Genomic DNA, 23,678 nt, shown 5'->3' with positions numbered 1-23,678 from the left:
TCGCCATGCGTAATCTCGACGAAAACACCATCACTGATGCGGTACTCAAGCGCCACGAGGGGGCGTCCAATGTCCGTCTGAGGGCGGTTATGACGAGTCTCGTCCGGCATCTTCATGATTTCGCGCGCGAGGTGCAGCTGACCGAAGATGAGTGGGAAGCGGGTATCCGCTTCCTGACGGAGGTCGGTCATATCACGGACGGCAATCGTCAGGAGTTCATTCTGCTCTCCGACACGCTCGGACTCTCGATGCTCGTCACCGCAATGGCGAACAGGAAGCCCGTCGGATGCACCGAGGCCACGGTCTTTGGGCCGTTTTTCGTCGGCGGAGCGCCAGTGCATCGCAATGGCGACGACATTGCCAACGGTGCCGGCGGCGAGCCATGCTTCGTCTCAGGCCGCATCATGGGGCTCGAGGGCGAAGCTGTGCCGAATGCGCGGATCGAGGTCTGGCAGGCAGATTCGGCTGGCTTCTACGATGTTCAGTACGAAGGCGATACGCACCGGGCGCGGGCAGTGCTGCACAGCTTGCCCGATGGTTCCTATCACTTTCGCTCGATCGTGGCGGAGCCTTATCCGATTCCGCACGACGGACCCGTAGGCAAGCTCCTGGCCGCGCTTGGGCGCCACCCGTGGCGGCCCGCTCATCTGCACTTCATGATCACCGCGCCCGGCTATGAGCGGCTCGTGACCCATGTGTTTCGCGACGGTGACCGCTACCTCGATTCCGACGCCGTGTTCGGCGTGCGCTCGTCGCTAATTGCAGACTGGATTCACCATGAAGAGGGCGTGGCGCCCGACGGCACGCGCATGCAGTCGCCGTTCAGCACGCTCGCTTTTGACTTTGTCCTGAACCGTTCATCATGACACCGAGCATCGCGACGCCATTCATCTATTCCACCCGCGCGACCCGCATTGTTTTCGGCGCGGGCTCGCTCGCGCGGCTCAGTGACGAACTCGACGAACTCGGCATCCGGCGCGCGCTCGTGCTTTCGACGCCGGAGCAATGCGCGCTGGCCGAGCGCGTGCGCGAGCTGGGCGGAGGACGCTGCCATGCGATATTCGATCGGGCAGTCATGCACGTGCCGGTCGAAACCGCCGAAGCCGGTGTCGAGGCGGCCCGCGATGCCGGAGCCGATGGACTGGTCGCGGCAGGAGGCGGTTCCACACTGGGCTTGGCGAAGGCAATCGCGCTGGAAACGAGCTTGCCGATCGTCGCGATCCCCACGACTTACGCGGGCTCCGAAGTCACTCCCATCTACGGGCTGACCGCGAGCAGCGAAAAGAAGACCGGCAAGAGTCATCGCGTTTTGCCGCGCACGGTGATCTATGACGCCACGCTCACGCTGAGCTTGCCGGTGGGGCTGACCGCCACCAGCGGACTGAACGCCATCGCCCATGCGGCTGAGGGCTTGTACGCGCAGGACATCAATCCGGTCATGTCGATGTTCGCGGAAGAGGGCGTGCGCAGTCTTGCGCGAGGCCTCGTATCGGTATGCGAACGTCCCGACGATCTGGCTGCTCGAGAAATCACGCAATACGGTGCATGGCTTTGCGGCACTGTGCTGGGCAATGTGGGCATGGCCTTGCATCACAAGCTGTGCCATACGCTTGGCGGCACCTTCAATTTGCCGCACGCGCAGACGCATGCCGTGGTCCTGCCCTACGCCATGGCGTTCAACCTGCCGTCGGCGCCCGATGCCGCTCAGCGCCTGCGCCGGGCACTCGATATGAGCGATCCAGTGGCTGCGCTCTTTGATCTCGGCCGGGCCTTGGGAACGCCCCGTTCGCTTGCCGAGCTCGGCATTCAGGAGCGCGATCTCGACCGTGCCGCGGAAATCGCCATGCGCTCGCCGTATTTCAATCCCCGCGCACTTTCCCAAAGTGGCATCAGGCAGGTATTGCAGATGGCGTTCGAAGGCGTCCGCCCGACCATGGCGTCGTTTGGTCCTCCGTAAAGTCCGGCTTGAATAGCCGACGGATACACCGTTTCACGCACGCGGCTGCAAAAGCACGAAGCAGGGCAGTCGTTTCCCAGATATCTCAACGAGTAACGTTCATTTCATGAAAAATCGCGCTCTTATCATCGGGGCCAGCGGCATCGCAGGCAGCAATCTGGCCGATCGGCTGATCGAGGCCGGCTGGGGAGTCTACGGGCTATCTCGCGGCCGCACACAAATATCGCCAGCGGTTCAGCCGATCATTGCCGACCTGGCATCGGCGGAGTCGGTGCGGGCCGCGCTTCACTCGCTCGACGTAACTCACGTGTTCTTCACTGCCTGGGCGAGGCAGGCGACCGAGCTCGAGAACATCCGTGTGAACGGCGCCATGGTCAGCAACGTACTCGATGCGCTCGAAGCCGGGCCGTCGAAACTGGAGCATGTTGCCTTGGTGACCGGACTCAAGCACTATCTCGGCCCCTTCGAGGCTTATGCGACAGGCGCCGTTCCGCAGACACCGTTTCGCGAAGAGCAAGGCCGTCAGAACGTCGACAACTTTTACTACGAGCAGGAAGACCGCGTATTCGCCGCGGCACAGCGTCAGGGTTTTACATGGAGCGTTCATCGGCCGCACACGATCATCGGATTCGCGGTCGGCAACGCGATGAACATGGGCACGACGCTCGCAGTCTATGCGACGCTTTGCAAGCAAGCGGGACTGCCTTTTGTTTTCCCTGGCTCGGCGACGCAATGGAACAGCCTGACCGACATGACCGATGCGCGTCTTCTCGCCCGGCATCTCGAATGGGCCTCGACGTCGGAAGCGGGTCGCAATCAGGATTTCAATATCGTCAACGGCGATGTCTTCCGCTGGAAATGGATGTGGTCCCGTATTGCAGACTATTTTGGCGTCGAGGCGGTCGCGTTTGACGGAGAAGTGCGCCCTCTAGAAAGCCGCATGCGCGACGCGGGCACACAATGGAGGCAGATTGCCGCGCGCTTCGATCTCGTGGAGGCCGACATCGACAGGCTTGCATCGTGGTGGCATTCGGACGCCGACCTCGGCCGTCCGATGGAAGTGCTTACCGATATGTCGAAGAGCCGCAAGGCCGGTTTCCTGGACTTTCAGGCGACCGATGAGGCGTTCTTCGATCTGTTTGGCCGGCTGAAAGCGCAGCGGATAATCCCCGCGTGATAACTGACCGGACGCACATGTGGTCTGGCTTGCCGTCCGTCGTCTGAAGTATTCGACCGGTCCGGAAGCGCCGCCGCAATGAGACCTTTTGAAAGCCGACCAGTCTCTTTGGCGGCTCGCCCGTCGAGAGAGGCAGATTTATGCATGCGTACTGGCCGTTCGCAGCACGCAAGGGCAGGGCCGCTATCTGCTTCGGGCTTTTGTCTGGTTTAACCAGCTTGAGGCAGCGGCGCAGCGGCTTACATTAAAGGACTGCGTAGACGATGCGGGTGATGTAGCATCTCTGCCGTGACCTGCAGTGCCTGTCGACAACCCTCGCGATCTTGCGGGCCACCCAGACACACGCGGATCGTATTCGGCGGATTGCCGTCCGTCGAAAAAGCCGCCCCCGCCACCGCCCCGACGCCCTGATTGCGCAATTGCAGCGCAAGCTCCGACGCACTCCAGTCACACTGCGGCGGAATCGGCAACCACAAATGAAAGCCATCCGACTGCGCTTCGTAATGCCAGTCGGCCAGTTCCTGTGAGGCAATGGTCTGACGCACGTTCGCTTCCTTGCGGATCGCGTCAAGCATCTCGTGCGCGGTGCCGTCGTTGACCCATTGCGTCGCCAGCAGCACCGTGAAAGGACTCGGCATGACGGTCGTCGCGCGTAACGCGCCCGCGACGCGCTGCGTCTGCCTCGCTGTCGGCGCGCGCAGATACGCAACGCGCAGCCCTGCGCCGAACGTCTTCGAAAACCCCGTCACATACCACGTCAGTTCCGGCGCAAGTGATGCCAGCGCAACCGGCCTGTTCGCCGGCAGCCAGCCGTATGCGTCGTCTTCGATGATGGGAACGCTGTAGCGCAACGCGACATCGGCGAGCGCTTCACGCCGCTGCGTGGAAAGCGTCAGCGTGCTCGGATTCTGCAAGGTGGGATTGCAGTAGAACGCACCGGGCTTTCCGGTCTTGCACAGCGCTTCGAATGCATGCGGCAACGGTCCTTCTTCATCACGCGGCAGTGGTTGCAAACGTACGCCGAGTTGCGATGCGATCGCCTTGATGCCGGGATACGCAAGCGTGTCGAGACATATCGTTTCGCCGGGCCGCGCGAGTTGCGATACCAGCGCCACGAGTGCGCTATGGATGCCGGGGCACACCAGCACCATATCGTCTTCGCATTCGGGCAGACGCTCTTTCAACCACGCACGTCCAGCCGCGCGATCGTCGGGCGTGCCGCCAAAATCCTGATAGCGCAGCAGCCGGTAAGGATCGGTGTGGGCGAGCAGATGCGCGGACGATTCACGCAGCCGTGCCGCAAGCTCGGGCGGCTCGGGCGGCATGTTCATCGACATCTCGACGCTGCTGCCGCCCGCGAGCGGCAAAGTCTGCGTGCGTCCGCGCACGAACGTGCCGCTGCCCGCGCGTGCATCGAGCAGGCCGCGCTTGCGTGCTTCCGCATAGGCGCGCGCGACGGTCGTGTAATTCAACTGCAATGCACCTGCCAGATCACGTAGACCAGGCAAACGGTCGCGAGGACGCAAACGGCCGCTCGCCAGATCTTCTTCGATCAGATCCGGTATCACGAGATATGCCGGTTTGCGGCTTTCAGTGAGCCGCTTGAGCCAATGATGCGTGAGACTGTCCATGCTGTATTCCCGGTGCGAAAGCGTATGCGTGAGCGTGAATGTCTTATTCAAAGTACCACGTGAATCGCGCAAAAAAATATCGGTTTTCATTCAATCAGAAACTTGATCGCATTGATTGGATGAATGCACGCTTGCGGGGTATCGCGCACCATCCGCACGCAAAAGGCGCTGCGTCGTTGTGCGAACCGATGCATGCGAATCTGTCGCCGATACCCAAAACCCCATGCCGGACAAGGCTCGCAAAGATTTTTTCGGATCGCTCGAACAGTCGCGGTTTGATTGATTGGAAGTTGATCGCATGAACCGGGCCGGAAATTGGCATATCCGTTGCGTTAAGTGATTCGCCGATCGGGGTATTTCCGGTTGAGCAATCCGATCAATTACGCGACTTATTGGAGAGCGATATGCCTGCCGTCAACAAACCTCTGCATCAGAAAGGCGACTACCTGGTCGACTACGAAGAAAAAGTCTTTCCTGACGTCAAGGCCGAGCCCGGCGAGAAAGCGCTCGTCACTTTTCATACCGTCGCATTCGAAGGCTCGATCGGCTTCGTGAATCTGCTGCAGGCAACGCGTCTGCAGCGTAAGGGCTTCGATACGTCCGTGCTGCTGTACGGTCCTGGCGTCACGCTCGGTCTGCAACGCGGCTTCCCGACACTCGGCGACGAAGCGTTCCCCGGCCATCTGAACTTCAACAAGCAGCTCGTCAAGTTCATGGAAGAAGGCGGCAAGGTGTACGCATGCCGCTTCGCGTTGCAGGCGCTGTATGGTCACGGCGAGGCTTCGCTGATCGAAGGCATTCGCCCGATCAACCCGCTCGACGTGCTGGACCTGCAGCTTCTCCATCGCAAGGAGAACGCGCTGATCATCCATACGTGGACTGTCTGAGCGAGCCGGGTGCCGATCATGTCCGAGCAGCGAATCATCCGTGCAGCGGCGGTGCAGATTGCGCCCGACTTCGAGCGTCCCGGCGGCACGCTCGAGCGGGTTTGTACCGCCATCGACGAAGCCGCGGCGAAAGGCGTGCAACTGATCGTCTTTCCCGAGACTTTTGTGCCGTACTACCCGTACTTTTCGTTCGTGCGTCCGCCTGTCGCGTCGGGCGCCGAGCATATGCGGCTCTACGAGCAGGCCGTGGTCGTGCCCGGTCCCGTCACGAAAGCCGTGAGCGAGCGCGCGCGCCGTCATTCGATGGTGGTCGTGCTCGGCGTGAACGAGCGCGATCACGGCAGCCTGTACAACACGCAGCTCGTGTTCGACGTCGACGGGAGGCTCGTGCTGAAGCGCCGCAAGATCACGCCGACATTTCATGAACGGATGATCTGGGGGCAAGGCGATGCAGCGGGGCTGAAAGTCGCGCATACGGGCATCGCGCGAGTCGGCGCGCTTGCGTGCTGGGAGCACTACAACCCGCTCGCGCGCTATGCGCTGATGACGCAGCACGAAGAGATCCATTGCAGTCAGTTCCCGGGCTCGCTGGTCGGTCCGATTTTCGCCGAGCAGATCGAGGTCACGATCCGTCATCACGCGCTCGAATCGGGTTGCTTCGTCGTCAATTCGACGGGTTGGCTGCGCGAAGCGCAGATCGAATCCGTCACCACGGACCCGAAGCTTCAAAAGGCGCTGCGCGGCGGCTGCATGACGGCCATCGTGTCGCCAGAGGGCCAGCATCTCGCCGAGCCGCTGCGCGAAGGCGAGGGCATGGTCGTCGCGGATCTCGACATGTCGCTGATCACAAAGCGCAAACGCATGATGGATTCCGTCGGCCATTATGCGCGGCCCGAACTGCTGAGTCTTGCCATCAACGATCGCCCGGCGATGCCTGTCGCGCCGATGGCGACGTCGTTCGAACGCGCGGACGCCGCGCCTGAAATCACGAGTGGAGGTCAGGATGAATGCCAGCATGAACCTGTCGCCGGCTGAGCCGCGTACGCAGCGTCAGATGATGGAACTGCGCACAGAGCTGCAATCGGCGGGGCTGCGCCTCGTCGATCCGAACGCGGGGGCCGCGAGCCGTCGTGGTGGCGCGGGCCCGTCCGACCACAAGGCCGTGACCGTGGATGGCGTCACGATCATGGTGCCCGTGCATACCAGTTCTGCGTGGAATTCGCCGTTCGTCGCGGGCGCGCCGGATGAAGCGGGCGCGAGCGCGTTGATGCGCGGTACGATTCCGATCGCCAGCATCAGTTTTCCGAAAGCGCCGCGCTTCACGCAGTTGCAAACGCTCGACGGTGTGCCGTACTCGCACATCGCGACGCTGCACGGCACCGATGTGCTCGCAACCACCGTGCTGCAAACCTGCATCCGTTACGAGAGCCGCAAGAAGACCTGCAAGTTCTGCGCGATCGGCCAGTCGCTTGCAGCGGGCCGCACGATTGCGCGCAAGACACCGGAGCAGCTTGCGGAAGTAGCGCGCGCTGCGGTGCTTCTCGACGGCGTCAAGCATATGGTGCTCACTACCGGCACGCCGCCCACGTCCGACCGCGGCGCACAGATCCTGTGCGAAAGCGCATTCGCGATCAAGGCTGCCGTCGATCTGCCGATCCAGGCGCAGTGCGAACCGCCTGACGATGACGCATGGTTCGAGCGTATGAAAGCGAGCGGTATCGACACGCTCGGCATGCATCTCGAAGTAGTGACGCCGGAGGTGCGCGCGCGCGTGATGCCGGGGAAAGCAAGTGTGCCGATCTCGCGCTATCTGGAAGCGTTCAAGGCAGCCGTTGCCGTGTTCGGCACGGGGCAGGTCAGCACGTACATTCTCGCGGGTCTCGGCGATACACCCGAAGCGATCCTGTCGATCTCGCGCGAACTGATCGATATCGGCGTGTATCCGTTCGTCGTGCCGTTCGTGCCGATCAGCGGCACGCCGCTCGAAGATCATCCCGCGCCTTCGCCTGAATTCATGAAGTCGATCCTGGTGCCGCTCGGCGCAATGCTGCGCGACGCGCAGATGCGTTCCGCCGATATCAAGGCCGGTTGCGGTAAATGCGGCGCGTGTTCGTCGCTGGCATCGTACGAGGATTGATCATGTTCTGCGAGACATTCGACGAACTCGATGCACTGCCGCTCGCCTTCACGCCTGCCGAGTACCGCGTGAAATGGGCGACGCTGCCGTGGGAGAGCAAGGAAGCGTATGCGTTGCGGCGCGCGGTGTTCTGCGTCGAACAAGGCATTTTCGTCGGCGACGATCGCGACGAGATCGACCGTGATGCGAAGCTGCTGGTTGCGCTGAGCTGCATTGCGGGCGTGCCGGAACAGGTGGTCGGCACGGTGCGGATTCACGAAACGCAGCCGCGCACGTGGCTTGGTTCGCGTCTCGCGGTGCATGCGGCGTTCCGTTCGCATGGCAAGCTCGGCTCGACGCTGATCCGTCTCGCTGTGAGCAGCGCCCACGCACTGGGATGCGATACTTTTCTCGCGCACGTGCAGAGCCAGAATGTGCCGTTGTTCAGGCGGTTGCACTGGCAGACGGTTGCGGAAGAAACGTTGTTTGGGCGGTCGCATCATCTGATGCAAGCGGAGCTCACGCACTATCCACCGTGTTTTTCGCCGGAAAGTGGCTTCGTCACGTCATCGCGAGGCCGCTCATGAGTTTGCGCGGGCTCGTTGAACGTCTGCATGAAAGCCGTGGCTTTCGCCATAAGACGGATATCGCAGGCGTGGTGGCGTCGCTGGCGTCGCGTCTTCCGAACGGCACACGTGATCTCGCGCAAGCCGTTGCAGTCGGCGACGATTGCGCGGCGATTGCCGACGGCGACGGCTATCTGCTGTTGGCTATCGAAGGCCTTGTCAGCGATTTCGTCGAGACGATGCCGTGGTTCGCGGGCTACAGCAGCGTGATGGTCAATATCAGCGACGTATATGCGATGGGCGGCCGTCCGCTTGCCGTCGTCGATGCGTTGTGGAGCGATGGGCTCGAATCGGCGGAACAGATTCTGGCGGGCATGGCGGCGGCATCGAGCGCGTATGGTGTGCCTGTCGTTGGCGGGCATAGCAATACGCGTAGTGCGGAGCCGCAGCTGGCGGTTTCGATACTCGGCCGTGCGCGCGCATTGCTGTCGAGCTTCAATGCGCGGCCGGGCGACACCCTCGTGATGGCCGTCGATCTGCGCGGCCGTTTCGAAGATCCGTATCCGTTCTGGAACGCTTCCGTGGGCGCACCAGCTGAGCGCCTGCGCGATGATCTCGAACTGCTGCCGCAGCTTGCTGAAAGCGGCCTGTGCGAGGCGGCGAAAGATATCAGCATGGCGGGCGCGCTCGGCACATCGCTGATGCTGCTGGAATGCTCGGGTGTTGGCGCGCGTATCGATCTCGATGCGATCCCGCGTCCAGACGGCGTGGATTTCGAGCGCTGGCTGAGCGCATTTCCGAGCTACGGCTTTCTGCTCTCCGTGTGCGATGAACATGTGGATGAGGTGCACGCTTGCTTTGCGCAACGCGGCCTTGCATGCGCGACGATCGGCAGCGTGGATGCGTCGCGTGAAGTGGTGCTCACGCAGCAAGGTGATTCGGCGTTGCTGTGGAACTTCAGGGAGAGCGCATTCATCGGCGCGCCGGTGGGAGAGCCGAAATGAACGGCACGGCAATGCGCATTGCGCTGTTCACGCATTCCGTGAATCCTCGCGGCGGCGTGGTACATACGCTCGAACTTGGGCGGGCGCTGCATGAAGCCGGGCAGGACGTCACGATCTTCGCGCCGTCCGTGGGCGGGGCGCCGATGTTCCGCGCATCGCCTTGCCGTGTGGTACTCGCGCCAGCCGCTGCGCACGGCAACGATACGGTGATGATGGTACAGACGCGGATCGACGCGTTGAAGGCAGCGTTGCTCGAAGAGGGCGCATCGGGCTTTGACGTACTGCATGCACAGGACGGCATCGGCGGCAACGCGCTCGCGGACTTGCGCGAAGCGGGCTCGATTCGCGGCTTCGTGCGCACGGTTCATCATGTCGACGCATTCGATAATCCGCGCCTGAGTGCGTGGCAACGACGTGCCTATGCGGATGCCGACACGGTCCTGTGCGTCAGTGACACGTGGACGCGCAAGATGCGCGACGAGTTTGGCGTGACGGCATCAACGGTCAATAACGGCGTGGACGTAGCGCGCTTTCGTGACGTCGGCAGCACGGATGTTTGCACTAAGTTCGGCCTGAGCGGCAAACCGATGGTGCTAGCGGTAGGCGGCATCGAAGAACGAAAGAACACATTGCAACTGCTGGAAGCGTTCGCGTTGCTCCGGCAAACGCATGCCGAAGCGCAGCTTGTACTCGCAGGCGGCGCGAGCCTGCTCGATCACGATACCTACACGCAGCGCTTTATCGCGCGTGCGGCGCAGGTAGGGCTTCGTATCGGCAAACATGAGCCAATCGTAGTCACAGGCCCGCTCGAAGACGCAGCGATTCCGGCGCTGTTGCAACGCGCGGACGTCGTATCGATGATGTCTTTACGCGAAGGTTTCGGGCTGGTCGTGCTCGAAGCGCTGGCAGCGGGCACGCCCGTCATCGTCTCGCAGATCGAACCGTTCACCGGCTATCTCGACGAACGCGTCTGCTGCGGGGCGCAACCCGATGACGCGACAAGTATCGGCGACGCGCTGCGCCGCGCGTTGCACGAACGCGGCGGCGTTGACTTCGAACACGCGGTGCCCGAACTTCTCGCGCGCTTTAGCTGGCGCGAAAGCGCGCGTCGTCATATCGCGCTGTACGCGAATCACGTGCAGCGCATCATGCAGCCGCTCGGTGCGTGAATCTCTCATTCAAAGGAAATGTGATGCCAGTCATGCACTTCAAGGTCCAGTGGCCGGACGGCAGCGAGGCCAACTGTTATTCGCCTTCGACGGTGGTCGGCGAGTTCTTCGTCGCCGGTCAACGCTATGCGCTGGGCGATTTTGTCGAACGGGCGCGCGAGGCGTTGCATATCGGCTCCGAACGCGTACGCGAGAAGTACGGCTTCGCATGCTCGGCGGCGATGGATCAGCTCGCGCAGATCGAAGAACTTGCGCAGCGCTTTGCCACCGACCCGCACGCGGAAGTCAAGGTCGTCGAACTAATTTGAATCCCGAACGCAGGAACGAATCATGTCGAACGCAAACACTGTCGCATCCGATGCGCTGACCGATGTCCCGCACCACACGGTGATCGTGGTGGGCGGCGGGCAAGCTGGTTTGTCGATCAGCTACTACCTCAAAGAGGCGGGCATCGATCATCTTGTGATCGAAAAGCATACGGTCACGCATACGTGGCGCTCGCAGCGCTGGGATGCATTCTGCCTCGTCACGCCGAACTGGCAATGCGCGCTGCCGGGCCATCCGTATCGCGGCGACGATCCGCACGGCTTCATGAAGAAGGACGAGATCATCGCTTATCTGGACGGTTTCATTGCGATGGTCGATGCACCCGTGCTCGAACACACGGAAGTCCGCAAGGTCCGGCGCCTGCCGCCGGGCGGCTACTTCGTGTCGACGTCGAACGGCGACTTCACGGCCGATCAGGTCGTCGTTGCCTCGGGTGGCTATCACAAGCCGATCGTGCCGCGCATGGCGGAGCGCCTGCCCGCCGGCATCGTGCAACTGCAGTCGTCGCATTATCGCAATCCGCAGGCGTTGCCGGAAGGCGCCGTGCTCGTGGTGGGTTCGGGGCAATCGGGTGCGCAGATCGCCGAAGACCTGCATCTGGCGGGCCGCAAGGTGTTTCTCGCGGTTGGGGAAGCACCGCGTTGCGCGCGTTTCTATCGTGGCCGCGACGTGGTGGACTGGCTCGCGGACATGCGGTACTACGACATGCCCGTCGACCAGCATCCGCTGCGTGAAGGCGTGCGCGACAACACGAACCATTATGTGACGGGGCGCGATGGCGGGAGAGACATCGATCTGCGACGCTTCGCGCTTGAAGGTATGGAACTGTACGGCAGGCTCGACGATCTCCGCGACGGCTGCCTGCATTTCGCACCGAACCTGAGGGGCAATCTTGATAGCGCCGACGACACATACAACCGTATCAACGCGAGCATCGACGCGTTCATCGACAAGCAGGGTATCGACGCTCCACCTGGCGCTCCCTATGAGCCGGTGTGGTGCCCGGAAGGCGAGCGCACGTCGCTGGATCTCGCGCAGAGCGGCATTACGTCGATCATCTGGTGCATTGGCTTTACGCCCGATTTCAGCTGGATCGATGCGCCCGTGTTCAATGGACGTGGATATCCTGCACACAATCGCGGCATCACGCCGCAAGCGGGCTTGTATTTCATCGGACTGCCGTGGCTGCATACATGGGGATCGGGGCGCTTCTCCGGCATCGCACGCGATGCCGGGCATGTCGTCGGCGCGATCCGGGTGGCGCTCGACCAGGCGTCGACGAGCCTCGCGGCGTGAGCATGATCCAACCTTATCGGGCGGGCATGCCGCAACTGAGCTACACGGGACTGTCGGAGAACTGGTTGCTCAAGGAGTGCGGCCATCGACATTGGGAAGCGCTCGCCGCTCACGCGGGCCGCGCGCAGCCCGACTTCCGTGACAACAACGGCGGCCGCTCTTATGCAGCCTTTACGGCGATCCGCTTGCAGACCTGCGGTCTCGACTCGATCGCCGAAAACGATGCGTTCGAGATCCGCAGCACGCTTTGCAGAACAGGGCCTGTGCGCCATTTCAGTACGCACCATGTCGTTCGCGATGACCTGACAGTCGCGGAGATCGGGATGTCCTCTGCGTTCGTTACACGCGGCGAGGCGCGCAGCAATCGTTCGGCGGCGCGGGCGGCACTTGCTTCACTGGCGGGTGAAATCGTGCCGATCCCCGAAGAGGCATTGGACATGACGCAGATTGGCAAACGACTTCGAGCAGACGACCGTGACGCAATTCCCGGCCTCGGGCCTGCCACGCGCAAGCCGATCGAGTTCTTCCCGTGCCCGAATAGCGATTTCAACGGCGCTGACTTCCTGTACTTCGCGAGCTTTCAGGCCTTTATCGATCGTGCCGAGTGGCAATGGGGGCGCTTCGGCGAGCCGCCTGTCGTCTCGAGCCGTTCGCTGTTCTATTACGGCAACGTCGACGTGGGCGATACGTTGACCGTGCATATGGTCGGACAGGCGGAAGACGGGCAGGGCATCCGGCACTGGACGGAAGTGCGGCGCAGCAGCGACGGCGCGAAAATCGCCGACGTCACGACGGAAAAACGCTGGAGACATCGATGAATACGCAACGGCGGCGTCGGTCAGATCGCGTGAAGCTCAAGCGCGTCTATACGCGCGCGGATATTGAAGGCATCGCGCATATCGACAGCATGCCCGGCGAGGCGCCGTTCGTGCGCGGTCCATTCGCGTCGATGTATACGCAAAAACCGTGGACGATACGCCAATACGCGGGGTACGCGCAGGCCTCCGATACGAACCTCGCATTTCGCACCGCGCTGGCGGAAGGCGCACAGGGGCTCTCCGTCGCCTTTGATCTGCCGACCCAGCGCGGCTACGATTCAGACGACCCGGCTGTGAGCGCGGACGTCGGCATGACGGGTGTTGCAATCGATACAGTGGAGGACATGACTCGCCTCTTCGAAGACATTGCACTCGACCGCGTGTCTGTATCGATGACAATGAACGGGGCGGTCCTTCCTGTGCTGGCTGCTTTTATCGTCGCGGCGGAGGAAAGCGGCGTTGGCGCCTCGCAACTGAGGGGAACGATTCAGAACGACATCCTGAAAGAGTTTATGGTGCGGAATACGAGCATCTTCGCACCTGAGCCTTCATTGCGCATCGCCGCCGACGTTGTCGAGTATCTCGGCAAAAACGTGCCGCGGTTCAATGCACTCTCGGTGTCGGGATATCACTTTCAGGAAGCGGGTGCGGACCCTGTGCTTGAACTTGCGCTGACAATGGCGAATGCGCGCAAGTACATAACGGCCCTCGCAGGTCGCGGGATGCAGGCCGATGATGTCTGTCAGCGGATGAGCTTCTTCTTCGGCGTCGGTATGGACTTCTACGTCGAAATCGCGAAGCTGAGAGCGGCACGAATTCTGTGGGCGGATATTGCCTCGGCAAGCGGCGCAACGTCGGATAGGGCGCGCGCACTGCGGATGCACTGTCAGACATCGGGATGGTCGCTAACGGCGCAGAAACCGATGAACAACGTCGTGCGCACGACAGTCGAGGCGTTGGCAGCCGTGTTCGGCGGAACGCAATCGCTGCACACTAACGGCTACGACGAAGCGCTTTCGCTTCCTTGTGCGGATGCGTCGAGGCTCGCTCGCGACACCCAACTGGTGCTGCAGCACGAAACCGGCGTATGCGATGTCGTCGATCCGTGGGCCGGTTCGTACATGATGGAGAAGTTTACGGCGGAGATCTGTCAAAAGGCGCTAACGGTGATGGCAGAAATCGAACGCCGTGGTGGCGTGGTGGACGTCGTCGAATCGGGGTGGGTTCGGGACCAGATCCACAGGTCGGCTTTGAATATCCAAGCGGAAATCGAGTCGCGAAAACGCACGGTTGTGGGCGTCAACGATTTCATGACGGGATGCGATGAAGACCTTGGAGAGCCACAGACTGTCGATGGCCGGCGGGTGCGCGTGCTGCAAACGCAAAGGCTTGCTCACATCAAGGCGAGGCGTGATCCAACGAGAGTACGCAACACGCTGGATGCGCTGACGCGGGCCGCCCGGGGCAGAGACGGAAATCTTCTTGAACTGACGGTGGCATGCATGCGAGCGCGTGCCACCGTCGGCGAGTGCACGCAGGCACTGGAAGCCGTATGGCCCAGATATCAAATCGGCTTGCCGCTACTGCGCGACCACTACGGCGCAAACCTCGAAAGCGACAAGGACTGGCAGGACACATGCCGCGCGGTGGCCGACGCAACGAAGCGCCTGGGCCGTGCGCCACGTGTGTTGATTGCAAAGCTGGGACAAGACGGACATGACCGGGGAGCGCGCATTATCGCAGCGGCATTAAGCGATGCGGGCTTCGCGGTTTTTACGGGATCGATGTTCGCATCACCTTCCGATACCGTCCAATTGGCTGAAGGCGAGCGGGTTGACGTTATCGGCGTGTCCTCTCTCGCGGGCGCACAAAACGATCTGATTACCGCCTTGCATGATCAACTGACTGTACGCGGTCTGCGGATACCCATCGTGGTGGGCGGGATCATCGACCAGGCGAGTCAACTGGTCCTTCGACGCTCCGGAGTGGCGGCCTGCTTTCCGGCGGGCACGCCGATCAAAAAAATCGTAACGCTATTGGCTGCGATAGCTGTAGCGTCTGCAGAAAAATGCGTCGAAGGTGGCCATCCGTTACACGAGAGTGCTTAACGAGTCGCGAGCTGCTGTTCGGGAGCGATGGTTACAGCACCAGGATCGCCGCGCAGTGCGCGAAGTCTGGTGGTAGAGGACAACCTTGGTCCAATCCTGCGCGCGCACGTCGAAGGGTAAGTCGGCGTGAGGCGCCGTCGACTTCGCGCACGTTAGAAGAACGAGCGATGGCTTTGCGGGGCAACGAAGACGGTGATTCTCGCTGCGGTCGTATGTGGTGCTGGAAGAGGTAGGTTACCTTCAGGTTGTTGTCCCACCAGAGGTTCACATATTCAACGGCAACCCCGCGATGGCAGTATTGCGGGCTGTCTTGCTGCACAGTCGATGGCTCTAGCTATGAGCATCGACCCATGCGCGAGCCCAATCCAACCCTGCGAGCTCAGCGTCCACCTCACTTTCAAAGTGGCCAAGGACACCTGAAGCATGGACAAGCTTGCCGCGAAGGGTGATGGTTCCGCTCGCCGCATAAGGTTCTCGCTGAAGCTCACCCTCGAGCTCGACGATTGAGTGTCCCCACACTTGATACCCGTGGTAGCTCTGCGATTGCATTAGCGGACGACGCGAGCGGATAGCGCATGGCCTCTCACGCGAAGGACGTTGCCTTCCGGTGTGACCTGCCGCGGAATTTCAGACATGTCCGGTGCGTCTTTAGGCAAAGTCTTTGGCACATTGCCCTGTTTCGCGACGAGCTTTGATGCAGGCGCCGATGTGGGCCTTGAATTCACCTTCTTCGGATGCAGAGCCACGTGCCGCCGCACGGCGAGCTTGTGCAGGGCAGTCGCCCTATGTGGCGCAGTCCCGCGCGCCTCCGGCGGATTCCAGACTTCCGAATATGTGCCGGCTCCGAAAGCAGTCGGCGCGAGCGCCGCCGTCAACAACGCAAGTCCAAGTCTTCGCACGCTTTCCCCCTTGCCTAGTGGCCTCCAGAATGGTTTCGCTAACGCGCCCCAAGCATTCGAAGGCAGCGGACTCACTGGCCCAACGACGCGAGCTCGCCCAGCGCCGCTAACCCTTCGCCTCAAACGTCGCAATTTCCAGCATGGAAAGGCTCGCCGCTTGGTCCACACCCAACGACTGCTCTTTGCTCCGGAAAACTTCGCGGTTCGCTGTCACGAAATACCCGCCCGACACTGTACATCCATACAGGTTTTCGTGCAATGACGTCTGCCATGCGTTGCGACATCCAGTGGCAAGGAGCTCGGAACGTCGTTTGCTGTCCGTAGTGTCTCTACCACCACATAAGCAGTCACGATGGCAGGCGAAAATTCCTACAAGCCGGGCGAAATAGTGAAAATCTCAGGCGTCTAAGAAGCTCGAAGTTAGCTGCGCTCACCCTGGCAATCCGACGTCGAACATGCGGTCAGTCGCGGGCTTTCGCGTCGGGTACATCCCCGCGCGAGATGCAGTGTGCGCCCGACAGGGTAGTCGGGCATCGTCCATAACGCGGCTCCTGATTACACTGCTCAATGGCTACAGCACGCGGTTCGCAATCTCCAGCTCTAAGCCGTTACGGGAAGATGCGAGACTTCGCGCATACGCCCGAACCGGCGCCTGCGAAGGGGGCAACGCGCCAGCCAGCGCGTCTAAGCTTCGTCGTGCAGAAGCATTGGGCTAGCCGCCTTCACTATGACTTCCGTCTCGAGCTTGACGGTGTGCTGCTATCCTGGGCGGTACCCAAGGGCCCGTGCTACGACCCGCAAGAGAAGAGAATGGCCGTCCACGTGGAGGACCATCCGGTCGACTATGCAACATTCGAAGGGACAATCCCGCCCAGGCAGTATGGAGCCGGTACGGTGATTGTGTGGGACCGTGGGACGTGGGAGCCTGTCGGGGACCCTCGAAAGGCAATGAAGGCCGGCAAGCTGGTCTTCCGCCTCCATGGCGAAAAGCTGGCCGGCCTATGGGAGCTTGTGCGCATATCCAAGCCGGAGGACAGCCAGGACCAGTGGATGCTTTTTAAGAAGCGCGACGAATGGCTCAACCGTTAGCTGAGTATGACGTCATTAAGGCGCTGCCCGACAGCGTCACGACAAAACCGCTAGGCCTCATCGAAGAGCGTGAGCCGAAAGTATCCCGGCCCGCGCCGGTCACTCCGCCGGCGATAGACCTGTCGGCCGCAGTCCGCGCGCCGCTACCCGCAAAACTCGAACCGCAGCGCGCGACCCTGGCCTCGTCGCTACCTGCAACCGGCGACTGGATAATCGAATCCAAGCTCGATGGTTACCGGATGCTCGCCCGGGTCGACAAGGGGCGCGTACGGTTATTCACAAGCGGCGGCCACGACTGGACGAAGAAACTTGCGACGCTGGCGACTGAAGTCGCGAAGCTCCCCCTCTCCAGTGGATGGCTGGACGGGGAGATAGTCGTGCTCAGGGACGGGCTGCCAGATTTCGGCGCTTTACAGACTGCGATAGATGGCGCAGGGAATGACGAAATCGTCTATTTCCTGTTCGACCTGCCGTACTGTGACGGGAATGACCTGATGGGCGTCCCGTTATGGGCGAGGCGCGCGCGACTGGCACAGCTTCTTGAGAAGGATAGCGACCGCATACGCTTCAGCCAGGCTTTTGACGCACCAATCGTGCAGATGTTTGAAGCCGCAGCGGGACTCGGACTCGAGGGCTTGATGCTGAAGCGTCGCGACGCCCGATATGAGTCCGGACGGACCGAAGCCTGGCTGAAAGCGAAATGCCGGTTGAGGCAGGAGTTCGTTGTGTGTGGCTTCACCGCCAGGGGCGGTAAGGAAGGCGAAGTCGGCAGTTTGTTGCTCGGCTATTACGCAGGCAAAAAGCTTCACGACGCGGGTACTCGAAGCGATTGACCGGAAAATTGCCGGAAAACAGATTGTTTCGCCTGAGGCACCGGCCGAAGAGTCAGGCGGTCAGGTGATTGACCTGATGGAAGCACTTCGCGCCAGTCTCAGCGCCAATAAGGACAAGCGTGAGGCGCCGGTTAGGACGGCGGCGACGAAGACGCCGGCCACGAAAAAGACTCCGCCCGCTGAGGTCGAGGTACTCGCCGCCAAACCGCGCCGGCCTGTCAAGCGCGCGACACCGAAACCGGACGTCAAAGAGGCGCCACCAGCCAAGGTCCGGGCACGCAAGTGACTAGACGGAGCCAGTCTAACGATTACTCGTTGCGCAGCCTGCAATCGCTGCTGGGCGTGTCGCGTCGGGTCCTCTCCGGGCTGATTGACGCCGGATTCGTCCACCCGTCGCGTGGCCGACGCAACGAGCTTCGATTCTCCTTCCAGGACGTTGTGCTGCTGCGCACTGCGTTCCAGCTGCAATCTGCCAAAGTCTCCGCACGAAAAATTCTGAGGGCGCTTGCCAAGCTGAAAGCCGAACTCCCTGACGAGCTTCCCTTGTCCGGGATTCGAATCACGTCTGTCGGTGAGACCGTGGCCGTGAGGTCGGGACAGGCGCAGTGGGACGCTGATTCGGGCCAGCATCTGCTTGACTTCGAGGTCGCACCTATCCGGGGGGACGTGGCATTTCTCGACTCGGTGCCACGAAACCAGGAGAGCCGTGAAGAACAGGCGGAAGAATGGTTCGCACTGGCCGAACAGTTGACCGAAACCGACGCTGTCGGTGCAGAGCAGGCCTACCGGAAAGTGCTCGAGCTATCGCCATCACCGCACTACGACGCATACACCAACCTGGGCGTATTGCTATGCGAGGCAGAGACGCGCTGCGATGAAGCATTGTCCATTTTTGAAGATGCGCTTGAGCACTTTCCCGAGGACGCGTTGCTGCACTTCAATCGGGCGGTCGTGCTCGAAGAGCTTAAACGCTTCGATGCTGCCGAAGCGGCCTATCAGCGTTGCATAGAACTCGACCCGACGCATGCCGATGCTCATTTCAACCTCGCAAGGTTGAGTGAGATTCGTGGCGACAAGCAAGGCCTCGTCCGGCATCTCAGCGCTTATCGTCGGCTCGTCGGCTGAACAGGCTTCAATCGCGCGTCCTATCAAATAGACCGAGAACGCCTGAGGCTTCGACGAACTTTTTGTCGCGAGTTCAATTCGTTGGTGGCATAAGGATTCCTTCCCGCCCGCGATTTTTGTCGACTCGCCCGACCTCGTCGCAACGCAACTTCCAGTGCAGCACGCAGTTTTCATCGGCGGGTACTGCGAGAGGTTCTCTGCCTTTGCCCGCGCGCGGTTCCGCGTCTTTTCGATTCTTTCATCGGTGACCCGTATCGGCGGAATTCTAGCGTCCATCTCTTACTGCGACACAACCAGAGATCGCCCGGTACCAATTCCACGAGGCGCTCGTCTCATGTCGCTCAAATTCCAGCAGCAACCTGCGCTCCCGACACCTCGCAAAAAACGGACTTTGGAAGACAAATGTGAGACCCGCGCGTAAGCATCTCACGCCTGAGATGCCCAGAAATATTTGTTGTGCTTCTCTTTTTTGTCGATCTAAAGTCAACCGTCGAACGCTTACTGATTGTTCGTGAGCACCTCACAGAAATATTTGTTGCACACTTCGTCGAGGAAATAAATCGACAAATCGGTTCACACTGAAATTCTTAGTAATCCGACATAAACCATTCACCGAAACGGGAATCTGAAATGCGCAAGATGGCTTTGGCTTGTTCTGCAGCACTCGTTGCACTCGGCACCGTGACAGTGACGCCGGCCCGGGCCGAGGTCACGCTGTACGGCATTCTCGATACGTACCTGGGTTATACGAACGCAGGCGGCAAGGGCGCGCAGACCGCGATGCAGAGCGGCGGTCTGTCGGCAAGCCGCGTAGGGATCAGAGGAAGCGAAGATCTCGGCGGCGGCCTGCGTGCAACCTTCGATCTCGAGAACGGCATTCTCACGAACTCCGGCGCGGCGACGGATTCCACGCTCGCTTTCAGCCGCAGTGCGTGGGTGGGTCTCGGCACGCCGTATGGTGAATTCCGTTTCGGCCGTCAGAACTCGGTGCTGCTGCTGATGCACAGCAAGTTCGACGCATTCTCCGGCGGTACGTATGGCTCGTTTCTTCACAACGCGTCGACGTTCGTGTTCCGCTACGACAACATGATCACGTACTGGTCGCCGAACATCGCGGGATTCACGTTCTCCGCGGGTGCGAGCCTGGGCGGTCAGACGTCGCCGCATGACGCGTTGAATGCCTACGTGGGATCGATCGATTATCAGCGTGGCCCGCTTTATCTCGGCGTCAGCCACGCGGAACAGAATGGCGCGAACGGAACAGTCAATACGAAGACGACGTTCGCGGGCGGCAGTTATCAGTTCGGCAGTGTGACGGGCTACTTCGGCTATTACCGCGGCAACAACCTCGGCTCGAACATTTCAACCAATGTCCAAGGCAAATATCACCTGCGCTACAAGCTCAGCCTACGGGATCTGACCAGCCCGCGAACGCGACAACGCCCCCGCGTCAGCTGATGGCATCGGAACAACGGCCCGCCAACAACCGCATCACGAACGATCGCGCGGCATCGCCTGCAACGTATCGACGATTTCGCGCATCAGCGCTTTTCTGTCATCCGAAGCTCGCTGCACCATGCCGACCGTGCGCAGCGTCGGCGGGCTCGAAATCGGAATGACGCGCAGCAGCGGGTCGTTCAGCCAGTTGCCGCGTATCAGCAGCGGCAGCACCGCGACGCCTACTTTCTCGCGCACCAGCGCGGCAATCGTCTCGATCGAATTCAGTTCGAGATACTCGTTGACCATCAAGCCCGCTTTCTCCAGCGCCTGCTCGACCACCTGCCCCGTGCGCACGCGCCGGTCGAAGCGCAGAAAGCCGTGCGCGCGCAAGATGCGCTGCGGGTCGTTATCGGCGATGTCGCGGTTCACTACCAGCACCATCGGTTCGGTGTAGAGCGTGGTCCATTTGAGGGTGTCGGGCAGCGTCTCGTCCGCGCGCGCGACCACGGCCGCGACGTCCACGTCGCCCGCTTCGACCATGCCCGCCAGTTCGTCCGACCGCGCCGACAACAACCGCACGTCGAGCCGCGGGTGCGTCGCCTTCAGCCGCGCGACGGCGAGCGACAGCGCGCCGATCACCGACACCACCGCGCCGATCGTGACGGGGCCTTCCATCGCGTCGGTGGGCTTCGCTTCGAGGTCGGCGAGCAGGTCGAGGATCTGCTCGACCTTCGGCCAGATAGTCATCCCGTGCTGTGTCAGCGTGATCTGTCGCCCGCGGCGGTCGAACAACTGGCGGCCCAGCGCTTCCTCCAGCCCGCGCATCTGCAGGCTAACGGCCGCCTGCGTCAGCGCGACCTTTTCGGCAGCCGTCGAGAACGAGCCGGTGCGGGCAACGGCCCTGAAAGTCTTCAGCATGCGTAGCGTCGGCATTCGTTCGATCCATGAGAAAAACTTAAGTGTGGAAAAGAAAGTTTAATATTTTTTGTACGTTGGCAGCCAGATAATCGATTTCACAACGATCTGGAAGGACGAGCCACGCAATGCGGAGTAAACAGGCATGACCGCAGCAGAACGCCGGCCGGTTCTCGACGTACAAGGCTTCTCGCTGAGCTTTTCGAATTTGCCCGACGCACCGAACGTCGTCGACCGGGTGTCCTTTCTCGTCCACGCGGGCGAGACGCTGTGCGTGGTCGGCGAGTCCGGCTGCGGCAAGAGCGTGACGTCGCTCGCGCTGATGGGGCTGCTCGCCAGCCCGCCCGCACGTCGCGTCGCGGGCACGGCGCATTTCGAGGGCGTGGATCTGTTCGGGCTGTCTGAGCGCGAACTCGCCGACATTCGCGGCAACCGCATGTCGATGATCTTTCAGGAGCCCATGACCTCGCTGAATCCCGCCTACACGGTCGGCGAGCAGATCGGCGAGAGCATCCGGCGGCATCGCGGCGTCAGCCGCGCAGCGGCGCGCGAAGAGGCGCTCAAGATGTTGCGGCTCGTTCATATTCCCGCGCCCGAAACGCGGCTCGATGCGTTTGCGCATCAGCTGTCGGGCGGCATGCGCCAGCGCGTGATGATTGCGATGGCGCTCGCGAACAGCCCGCGCCTGTTGATCGCCGACGAACCCACTACCGCGCTCGACGTGACCATTCAGGCGCAGGTTCTGGCGCTCGTGCGCAATCTGCAGAAAGAGACGGGCACGGCGATGCTGCTGATTACGCACGATCTCGGCGTGGTCGCCGAAGTGGCGGATCACGTGGCGGTCATGTATGCGGGCAAGATCGTCGAGTACGGCACGGTGTCCGATCTGTTCGACGATCCGCAGCATCCATACACGATCGGGCTGATGGGCGCGATTCCGTCCGTCGGCAAGCGAGAAGGGTCGCTCGCCACGATACGCGGCTCCGTGCCGACGCCCGAGCAGATGCCGCGCGGCTGCCGCTTTGCGCCGCGCTGTCCGTTTGCCGAACAGCGTTGCATCGACGCCGCGCCGCCCGAGCGAACGCTCGAAGGCGAGCATCGCGTCGCCTGCTGGCTCGCGCCTGTCGAGCAGCTCGTGAAGCCCGCGCAGCAAACGGAGCTGACATGAGGCCCGCGAATCTGTCACACCCCGCGTCACACATCGCGACGCCCATCATCGAAGCCAGCGCGCTCACCAAACGCTTCGGCGGCGAGCGGCAGATGTTCACGCGCACGCCCACGGTTCATGCCGTCAACGAAGTCTCGTTCGCCGTGCACACGGGCGAGACGTTCGCGATCGTCGGCGAATCGGGCTGCGGCAAGTCGACGCTCGGGCGCATGCTGCTGCGTTTGATCGACGCGACGCAAGGGCGCGTGCTGTATCAGGGCGAGGACATCACGCATTGGCAGGGCGCGAAGCTGCGCCGCTTGCGCCGCGACATGCAAATCATCTTTCAGGACCCGTTCGCGTCGCTGAATCCGGGGATGACGGTCGGGCAGATCATCGGCGAGCCGGTTGCGTTTCATGGTCTCGCGAGCAGCGGCAGCGAGTGCCGCGAACGCGTCGCGCAACTGCTGACCAAAGTCGGCCTGCAGCCGGCGTATGCGCAGCGCTATCCGCATGAATTCTCCGGCGGCCAGCGCCAGCGCATCGGTATCGCGCGGGCGCTGGCGGGCGAGCCGAAATTGATCGTCGGCGACGAGCCCGTGTCGGCGCTCGATGTCTCCGTGCAGGCGCAGGTGATCAACCTGCTCGAATCGCTGAAGGCCGAACTCGGGCTCACGCTGATCATGGTCGCGCACGATCTCGCCGTGATCCGTCACATGAGCGACCGCGTCGCGGTGATGTATCTGGGTGAAATCGTCGAACTGGCGCAGGTCGACGAACTGTTCGACGCGCCGCTGCATCCGTACACGCAGGCGCTACTGCGCGCGATTCCCGCCAGCAGTCCGCACGAGCGCCGCACGAAGCCCGCGCTGCAAGGCGATCTGCCCAGCCCGACGGCGCCGCCGCCCGGCTGCCGCTTTCATACGCGTTGCCCGCACGCGAAACCGCGCTGCGTGCAGGAGCGCCCGCTGTCCGAAACGCTGCCGGGCGGACGGCAGGTCGCGTGTCATTTCTGGCGCGACGTGCAGAACGCGGGCGGCGGCACGCCGCTCGTCGCGAGCGTCAGCACGAAGCTCAACGAGCGCCTGGCGATCTATCGCGAGAAGCAGAATCAGACGCAGGCCGCACCGAGCGCCGAAGCGAACCGCTAACGATCACCTATGGCAACCCGAAC

Annotated in this window: 23 protein-coding genes; 20 read left to right on the top strand and 3 right to left on the bottom strand. The window is 61.8% G+C overall.

Annotated elements, in window-relative coordinates; translation table 11 throughout:
• The first annotated feature begins 5 nt into the window (after nucleotides 1-5).
• The 3 genes from H281_RS0105465 (at nucleotide 6) to H281_RS0105455 (ending at nucleotide 3,134) form a co-directional block, all read left to right on the top strand.
• On the top strand, nucleotides 6-866 hold the full coding sequence (locus tag H281_RS0105465) for an intradiol ring-cleavage dioxygenase (RefSeq protein ID WP_020066069.1): 861 nt from the start codon (nucleotides 6-8) through the stop codon (nucleotides 864-866).
• Nucleotides 863-1,957, top strand: a complete 1,095-nt coding sequence (locus H281_RS0105460) for a maleylacetate reductase (RefSeq protein WP_020066068.1) — start codon at nucleotides 863-865, stop codon at nucleotides 1,955-1,957. Before H281_RS0105465 ends, H281_RS0105460 begins: the two co-directional genes overlap by 4 nt.
• A gap of 106 nt (nucleotides 1,958-2,063) precedes the next feature.
• On the top strand, nucleotides 2,064-3,134 hold the full coding sequence (locus H281_RS0105455; RefSeq protein ID WP_020066067.1) for an SDR family oxidoreductase: 1,071 nt from the start codon (nucleotides 2,064-2,066) through the stop codon (nucleotides 3,132-3,134).
• Nucleotides 3,135-3,373: 239 nt separating this feature from the next.
• On the opposite strand, the gene H281_RS0105450 is transcribed toward H281_RS0105455, so the two are convergent.
• Nucleotides 3,374-4,765 carry an aminotransferase-like domain-containing protein gene (locus H281_RS0105450; protein WP_027804316.1) on the bottom strand — a complete coding sequence of 464 codons (1,392 nt, stop codon included), beginning with the start codon at nucleotides 4,763-4,765 and terminating at the stop codon, nucleotides 3,374-3,376.
• A gap of 404 nt (nucleotides 4,766-5,169) precedes the next feature.
• Between H281_RS0105450 and H281_RS0105440 the strand changes: the two genes are divergently transcribed.
• Genes H281_RS0105440 through scpA form a run of 10 tightly spaced genes read left to right on the top strand, consistent with a single transcriptional unit; the run spans nucleotide 5,170 to nucleotide 15,056 of the window.
• Nucleotides 5,170-5,652, top strand: a complete 483-nt coding sequence (locus H281_RS0105440; protein WP_012403844.1) for an MSMEG_0572/Sll0783 family nitrogen starvation response protein — start codon at nucleotides 5,170-5,172, stop codon at nucleotides 5,650-5,652.
• Between the two features lie 18 nt (nucleotides 5,653-5,670).
• Nucleotides 5,671-6,687 (top strand): Nit6803 family nitrilase, encoded by a 1,017-nt coding sequence (locus tag H281_RS0105435; protein WP_027804315.1) that lies wholly within the window; start codon nucleotides 5,671-5,673, stop codon nucleotides 6,685-6,687.
• Nucleotides 6,656-7,789, top strand: a complete 1,134-nt coding sequence (locus H281_RS0105430; protein WP_027804314.1) for an MSMEG_0568 family radical SAM protein — start codon at nucleotides 6,656-6,658, stop codon at nucleotides 7,787-7,789. The genes H281_RS0105435 and H281_RS0105430 overlap by 32 nt, the downstream gene beginning before the upstream one ends.
• Before the next feature lie 2 nt (nucleotides 7,790-7,791).
• A complete protein-coding gene (locus H281_RS0105425; RefSeq protein ID WP_027804313.1) occupies nucleotides 7,792-8,355 on the top strand; it encodes an MSMEG_0567/Sll0786 family nitrogen starvation N-acetyltransferase in 564 nt (187 codons plus the stop codon).
• Nucleotides 8,352-9,338: a sll0787 family AIR synthase-like protein gene (locus H281_RS0105420; RefSeq protein ID WP_020066061.1), complete on the top strand. Its 987-nt coding sequence runs from the start codon at nucleotides 8,352-8,354 to the stop codon at nucleotides 9,336-9,338. The genes H281_RS0105425 and H281_RS0105420 overlap by 4 nt, the downstream gene beginning before the upstream one ends.
• On the top strand, nucleotides 9,335-10,507 hold the full coding sequence (locus H281_RS0105415) for an MSMEG_0565 family glycosyltransferase (protein WP_020066060.1): 1,173 nt from the start codon (nucleotides 9,335-9,337) through the stop codon (nucleotides 10,505-10,507). Before H281_RS0105420 ends, H281_RS0105415 begins: the two co-directional genes overlap by 4 nt.
• A gap of 23 nt (nucleotides 10,508-10,530) precedes the next feature.
• Complete coding sequence (locus tag H281_RS0105410; protein WP_020066059.1) at nucleotides 10,531-10,815, top strand: MSMEG_0570 family nitrogen starvation response protein; 285 nt, start codon at nucleotides 10,531-10,533, stop codon at nucleotides 10,813-10,815.
• A 22-nt stretch (nucleotides 10,816-10,837) separates the two neighbouring features.
• Entirely contained in the window at nucleotides 10,838-12,130 is a 1,293-nt protein-coding gene (locus tag H281_RS0105405; protein ID WP_020066058.1) for an MSMEG_0569 family flavin-dependent oxidoreductase, read from the top strand.
• A 2-nt stretch (nucleotides 12,131-12,132) separates the two neighbouring features.
• Nucleotides 12,133-12,948, top strand: coding sequence for a Pnap_2097 family protein (locus tag H281_RS0105400; protein ID WP_033379393.1), 816 nt, complete (start codon nucleotides 12,133-12,135; stop codon nucleotides 12,946-12,948).
• Entirely contained in the window at nucleotides 12,945-15,056 is a 2,112-nt protein-coding gene (gene scpA, locus H281_RS0105395) for a methylmalonyl-CoA mutase (protein ID WP_020066056.1), read from the top strand. Before H281_RS0105400 ends, scpA begins: the two co-directional genes overlap by 4 nt.
• A 330-nt stretch (nucleotides 15,057-15,386) precedes the next feature.
• Here the strand turns inward: scpA and H281_RS37205 are convergent, their stop codons facing one another.
• On the bottom strand, nucleotides 15,387-15,605 hold the full coding sequence (locus H281_RS37205; protein ID WP_020066055.1) for a hypothetical protein: 219 nt from the start codon (nucleotides 15,603-15,605) through the stop codon (nucleotides 15,387-15,389).
• Between the two features lie 917 nt (nucleotides 15,606-16,522).
• Between H281_RS37205 and H281_RS37725 the strand changes: the two genes are divergently transcribed.
• The 5 genes from H281_RS37725 (at nucleotide 16,523) to H281_RS0105360 (ending at nucleotide 20,460) form a co-directional block, all read left to right on the top strand.
• Entirely contained in the window at nucleotides 16,523-17,044 is a 522-nt protein-coding gene (locus H281_RS37725; RefSeq protein WP_456306464.1) for a DNA polymerase ligase N-terminal domain-containing protein, read from the top strand.
• Entirely contained in the window at nucleotides 17,029-17,877 is an 849-nt protein-coding gene (locus H281_RS37720; protein WP_027804310.1) for an ATP-dependent DNA ligase, read from the top strand. Before H281_RS37725 ends, H281_RS37720 begins: the two co-directional genes overlap by 16 nt.
• Nucleotides 17,878-17,941: 64 nt before the next feature.
• Nucleotides 17,942-18,163 (top strand): hypothetical protein, encoded by a 222-nt coding sequence (locus tag H281_RS0105370; RefSeq protein ID WP_020066052.1) that lies wholly within the window; start codon nucleotides 17,942-17,944, stop codon nucleotides 18,161-18,163.
• Nucleotides 18,164-18,192: 29 nt separating this feature from the next.
• Entirely contained in the window at nucleotides 18,193-19,002 is an 810-nt protein-coding gene (locus H281_RS0105365; RefSeq protein ID WP_020066051.1) for a tetratricopeptide repeat protein, read from the top strand.
• 630 nt (nucleotides 19,003-19,632) lie between these two features.
• A complete protein-coding gene (locus H281_RS0105360; protein ID WP_020066050.1) occupies nucleotides 19,633-20,460 on the top strand; it encodes a porin in 828 nt (275 codons plus the stop codon).
• 33 nt (nucleotides 20,461-20,493) lie between these two features.
• Here the strand turns inward: H281_RS0105360 and H281_RS0105355 are convergent, their stop codons facing one another.
• Nucleotides 20,494-21,375, bottom strand: coding sequence for a LysR family transcriptional regulator (locus H281_RS0105355; RefSeq protein WP_020066049.1), 882 nt, complete (start codon nucleotides 21,373-21,375; stop codon nucleotides 20,494-20,496).
• A 127-nt stretch (nucleotides 21,376-21,502) separates the two neighbouring features.
• On the opposite strand from H281_RS0105355, the gene H281_RS0105350 reads away from it, so the two are divergent.
• Nucleotides 21,503-22,525 carry an ABC transporter ATP-binding protein gene (locus tag H281_RS0105350; protein ID WP_020066048.1) on the top strand — a complete coding sequence of 341 codons (1,023 nt, stop codon included), beginning with the start codon at nucleotides 21,503-21,505 and terminating at the stop codon, nucleotides 22,523-22,525.
• Nucleotides 22,522-23,655, top strand: a complete 1,134-nt coding sequence (locus H281_RS0105345) for an ABC transporter ATP-binding protein (RefSeq protein WP_020066047.1) — start codon at nucleotides 22,522-22,524, stop codon at nucleotides 23,653-23,655. Before H281_RS0105350 ends, H281_RS0105345 begins: the two co-directional genes overlap by 4 nt.
• Nucleotides 23,656-23,678 lie beyond the last annotated feature (23 nt).

Source organism: Paraburkholderia caledonica, from assembly GCF_000383275.1.
GTDB lineage: Bacteria > Pseudomonadota > Gammaproteobacteria > Burkholderiales > Burkholderiaceae > Paraburkholderia > Paraburkholderia caledonica.
This window is presented reverse-complemented; position numbering and strand designations above follow the sequence as displayed.

What these genes read in the sequence shown, in the direction of transcription:
- H281_RS0105440 (WP_012403844.1), top strand. Translation starts at nt 5,170, where the DNA reads ATGCCTGCCGTCAACAAACCTCTGCATCAGAAAGGCGACTACCTGGTC.
- H281_RS0105450 (WP_027804316.1), bottom strand. Translation starts at nt 4,765, where the DNA reads ATGGACAGTCTCACGCATCATTGGCTCAAGCGGCTCACTGAAAGCCGC.
- H281_RS0105465 (WP_020066069.1), top strand. Translation starts at nt 6, where the DNA reads ATGCGTAATCTCGACGAAAACACCATCACTGATGCGGTACTCAAGCGC.
- H281_RS0105455 (WP_020066067.1), top strand. Translation starts at nt 2,064, where the DNA reads ATGAAAAATCGCGCTCTTATCATCGGGGCCAGCGGCATCGCAGGCAGC.
- H281_RS0105460 (WP_020066068.1), top strand. Translation starts at nt 863, where the DNA reads ATGACACCGAGCATCGCGACGCCATTCATCTATTCCACCCGCGCGACC.
- H281_RS0105410 (WP_020066059.1), top strand. Translation starts at nt 10,531, where the DNA reads ATGCCAGTCATGCACTTCAAGGTCCAGTGGCCGGACGGCAGCGAGGCC.
- H281_RS37720 (WP_027804310.1), top strand. Translation starts at nt 17,029, where the DNA reads ATGGCTCAACCGTTAGCTGAGTATGACGTCATTAAGGCGCTGCCCGAC.
- H281_RS37205 (WP_020066055.1), bottom strand. Translation starts at nt 15,605, where the DNA reads ATGCAATCGCAGAGCTACCACGGGTATCAAGTGTGGGGACACTCAATC.
- H281_RS0105420 (WP_020066061.1), top strand. Translation starts at nt 8,352, where the DNA reads ATGAGTTTGCGCGGGCTCGTTGAACGTCTGCATGAAAGCCGTGGCTTT.
- H281_RS0105425 (WP_027804313.1), top strand. Translation starts at nt 7,792, where the DNA reads ATGTTCTGCGAGACATTCGACGAACTCGATGCACTGCCGCTCGCCTTC.
- H281_RS0105355 (WP_020066049.1), bottom strand. Translation starts at nt 21,375, where the DNA reads ATGCCGACGCTACGCATGCTGAAGACTTTCAGGGCCGTTGCCCGCACC.
- H281_RS0105430 (WP_027804314.1), top strand. Translation starts at nt 6,656, where the DNA reads ATGAATGCCAGCATGAACCTGTCGCCGGCTGAGCCGCGTACGCAGCGT.
- H281_RS0105415 (WP_020066060.1), top strand. Translation starts at nt 9,335, where the DNA reads ATGAACGGCACGGCAATGCGCATTGCGCTGTTCACGCATTCCGTGAAT.
- H281_RS0105400 (WP_033379393.1), top strand. Translation starts at nt 12,133, where the DNA reads ATGATCCAACCTTATCGGGCGGGCATGCCGCAACTGAGCTACACGGGA.
- H281_RS0105360 (WP_020066050.1), top strand. Translation starts at nt 19,633, where the DNA reads ATGCGCAAGATGGCTTTGGCTTGTTCTGCAGCACTCGTTGCACTCGGC.
- H281_RS37725 (WP_456306464.1), top strand. Translation starts at nt 16,523, where the DNA reads ATGGCTACAGCACGCGGTTCGCAATCTCCAGCTCTAAGCCGTTACGGG.
- H281_RS0105350 (WP_020066048.1), top strand. Translation starts at nt 21,503, where the DNA reads ATGACCGCAGCAGAACGCCGGCCGGTTCTCGACGTACAAGGCTTCTCG.
- H281_RS0105405 (WP_020066058.1), top strand. Translation starts at nt 10,838, where the DNA reads ATGTCGAACGCAAACACTGTCGCATCCGATGCGCTGACCGATGTCCCG.
- scpA (WP_020066056.1), top strand. Translation starts at nt 12,945, where the DNA reads ATGAATACGCAACGGCGGCGTCGGTCAGATCGCGTGAAGCTCAAGCGC.
- H281_RS0105435 (WP_027804315.1), top strand. Translation starts at nt 5,671, where the DNA reads ATGTCCGAGCAGCGAATCATCCGTGCAGCGGCGGTGCAGATTGCGCCC.
- H281_RS0105345 (WP_020066047.1), top strand. Translation starts at nt 22,522, where the DNA reads ATGAGGCCCGCGAATCTGTCACACCCCGCGTCACACATCGCGACGCCC.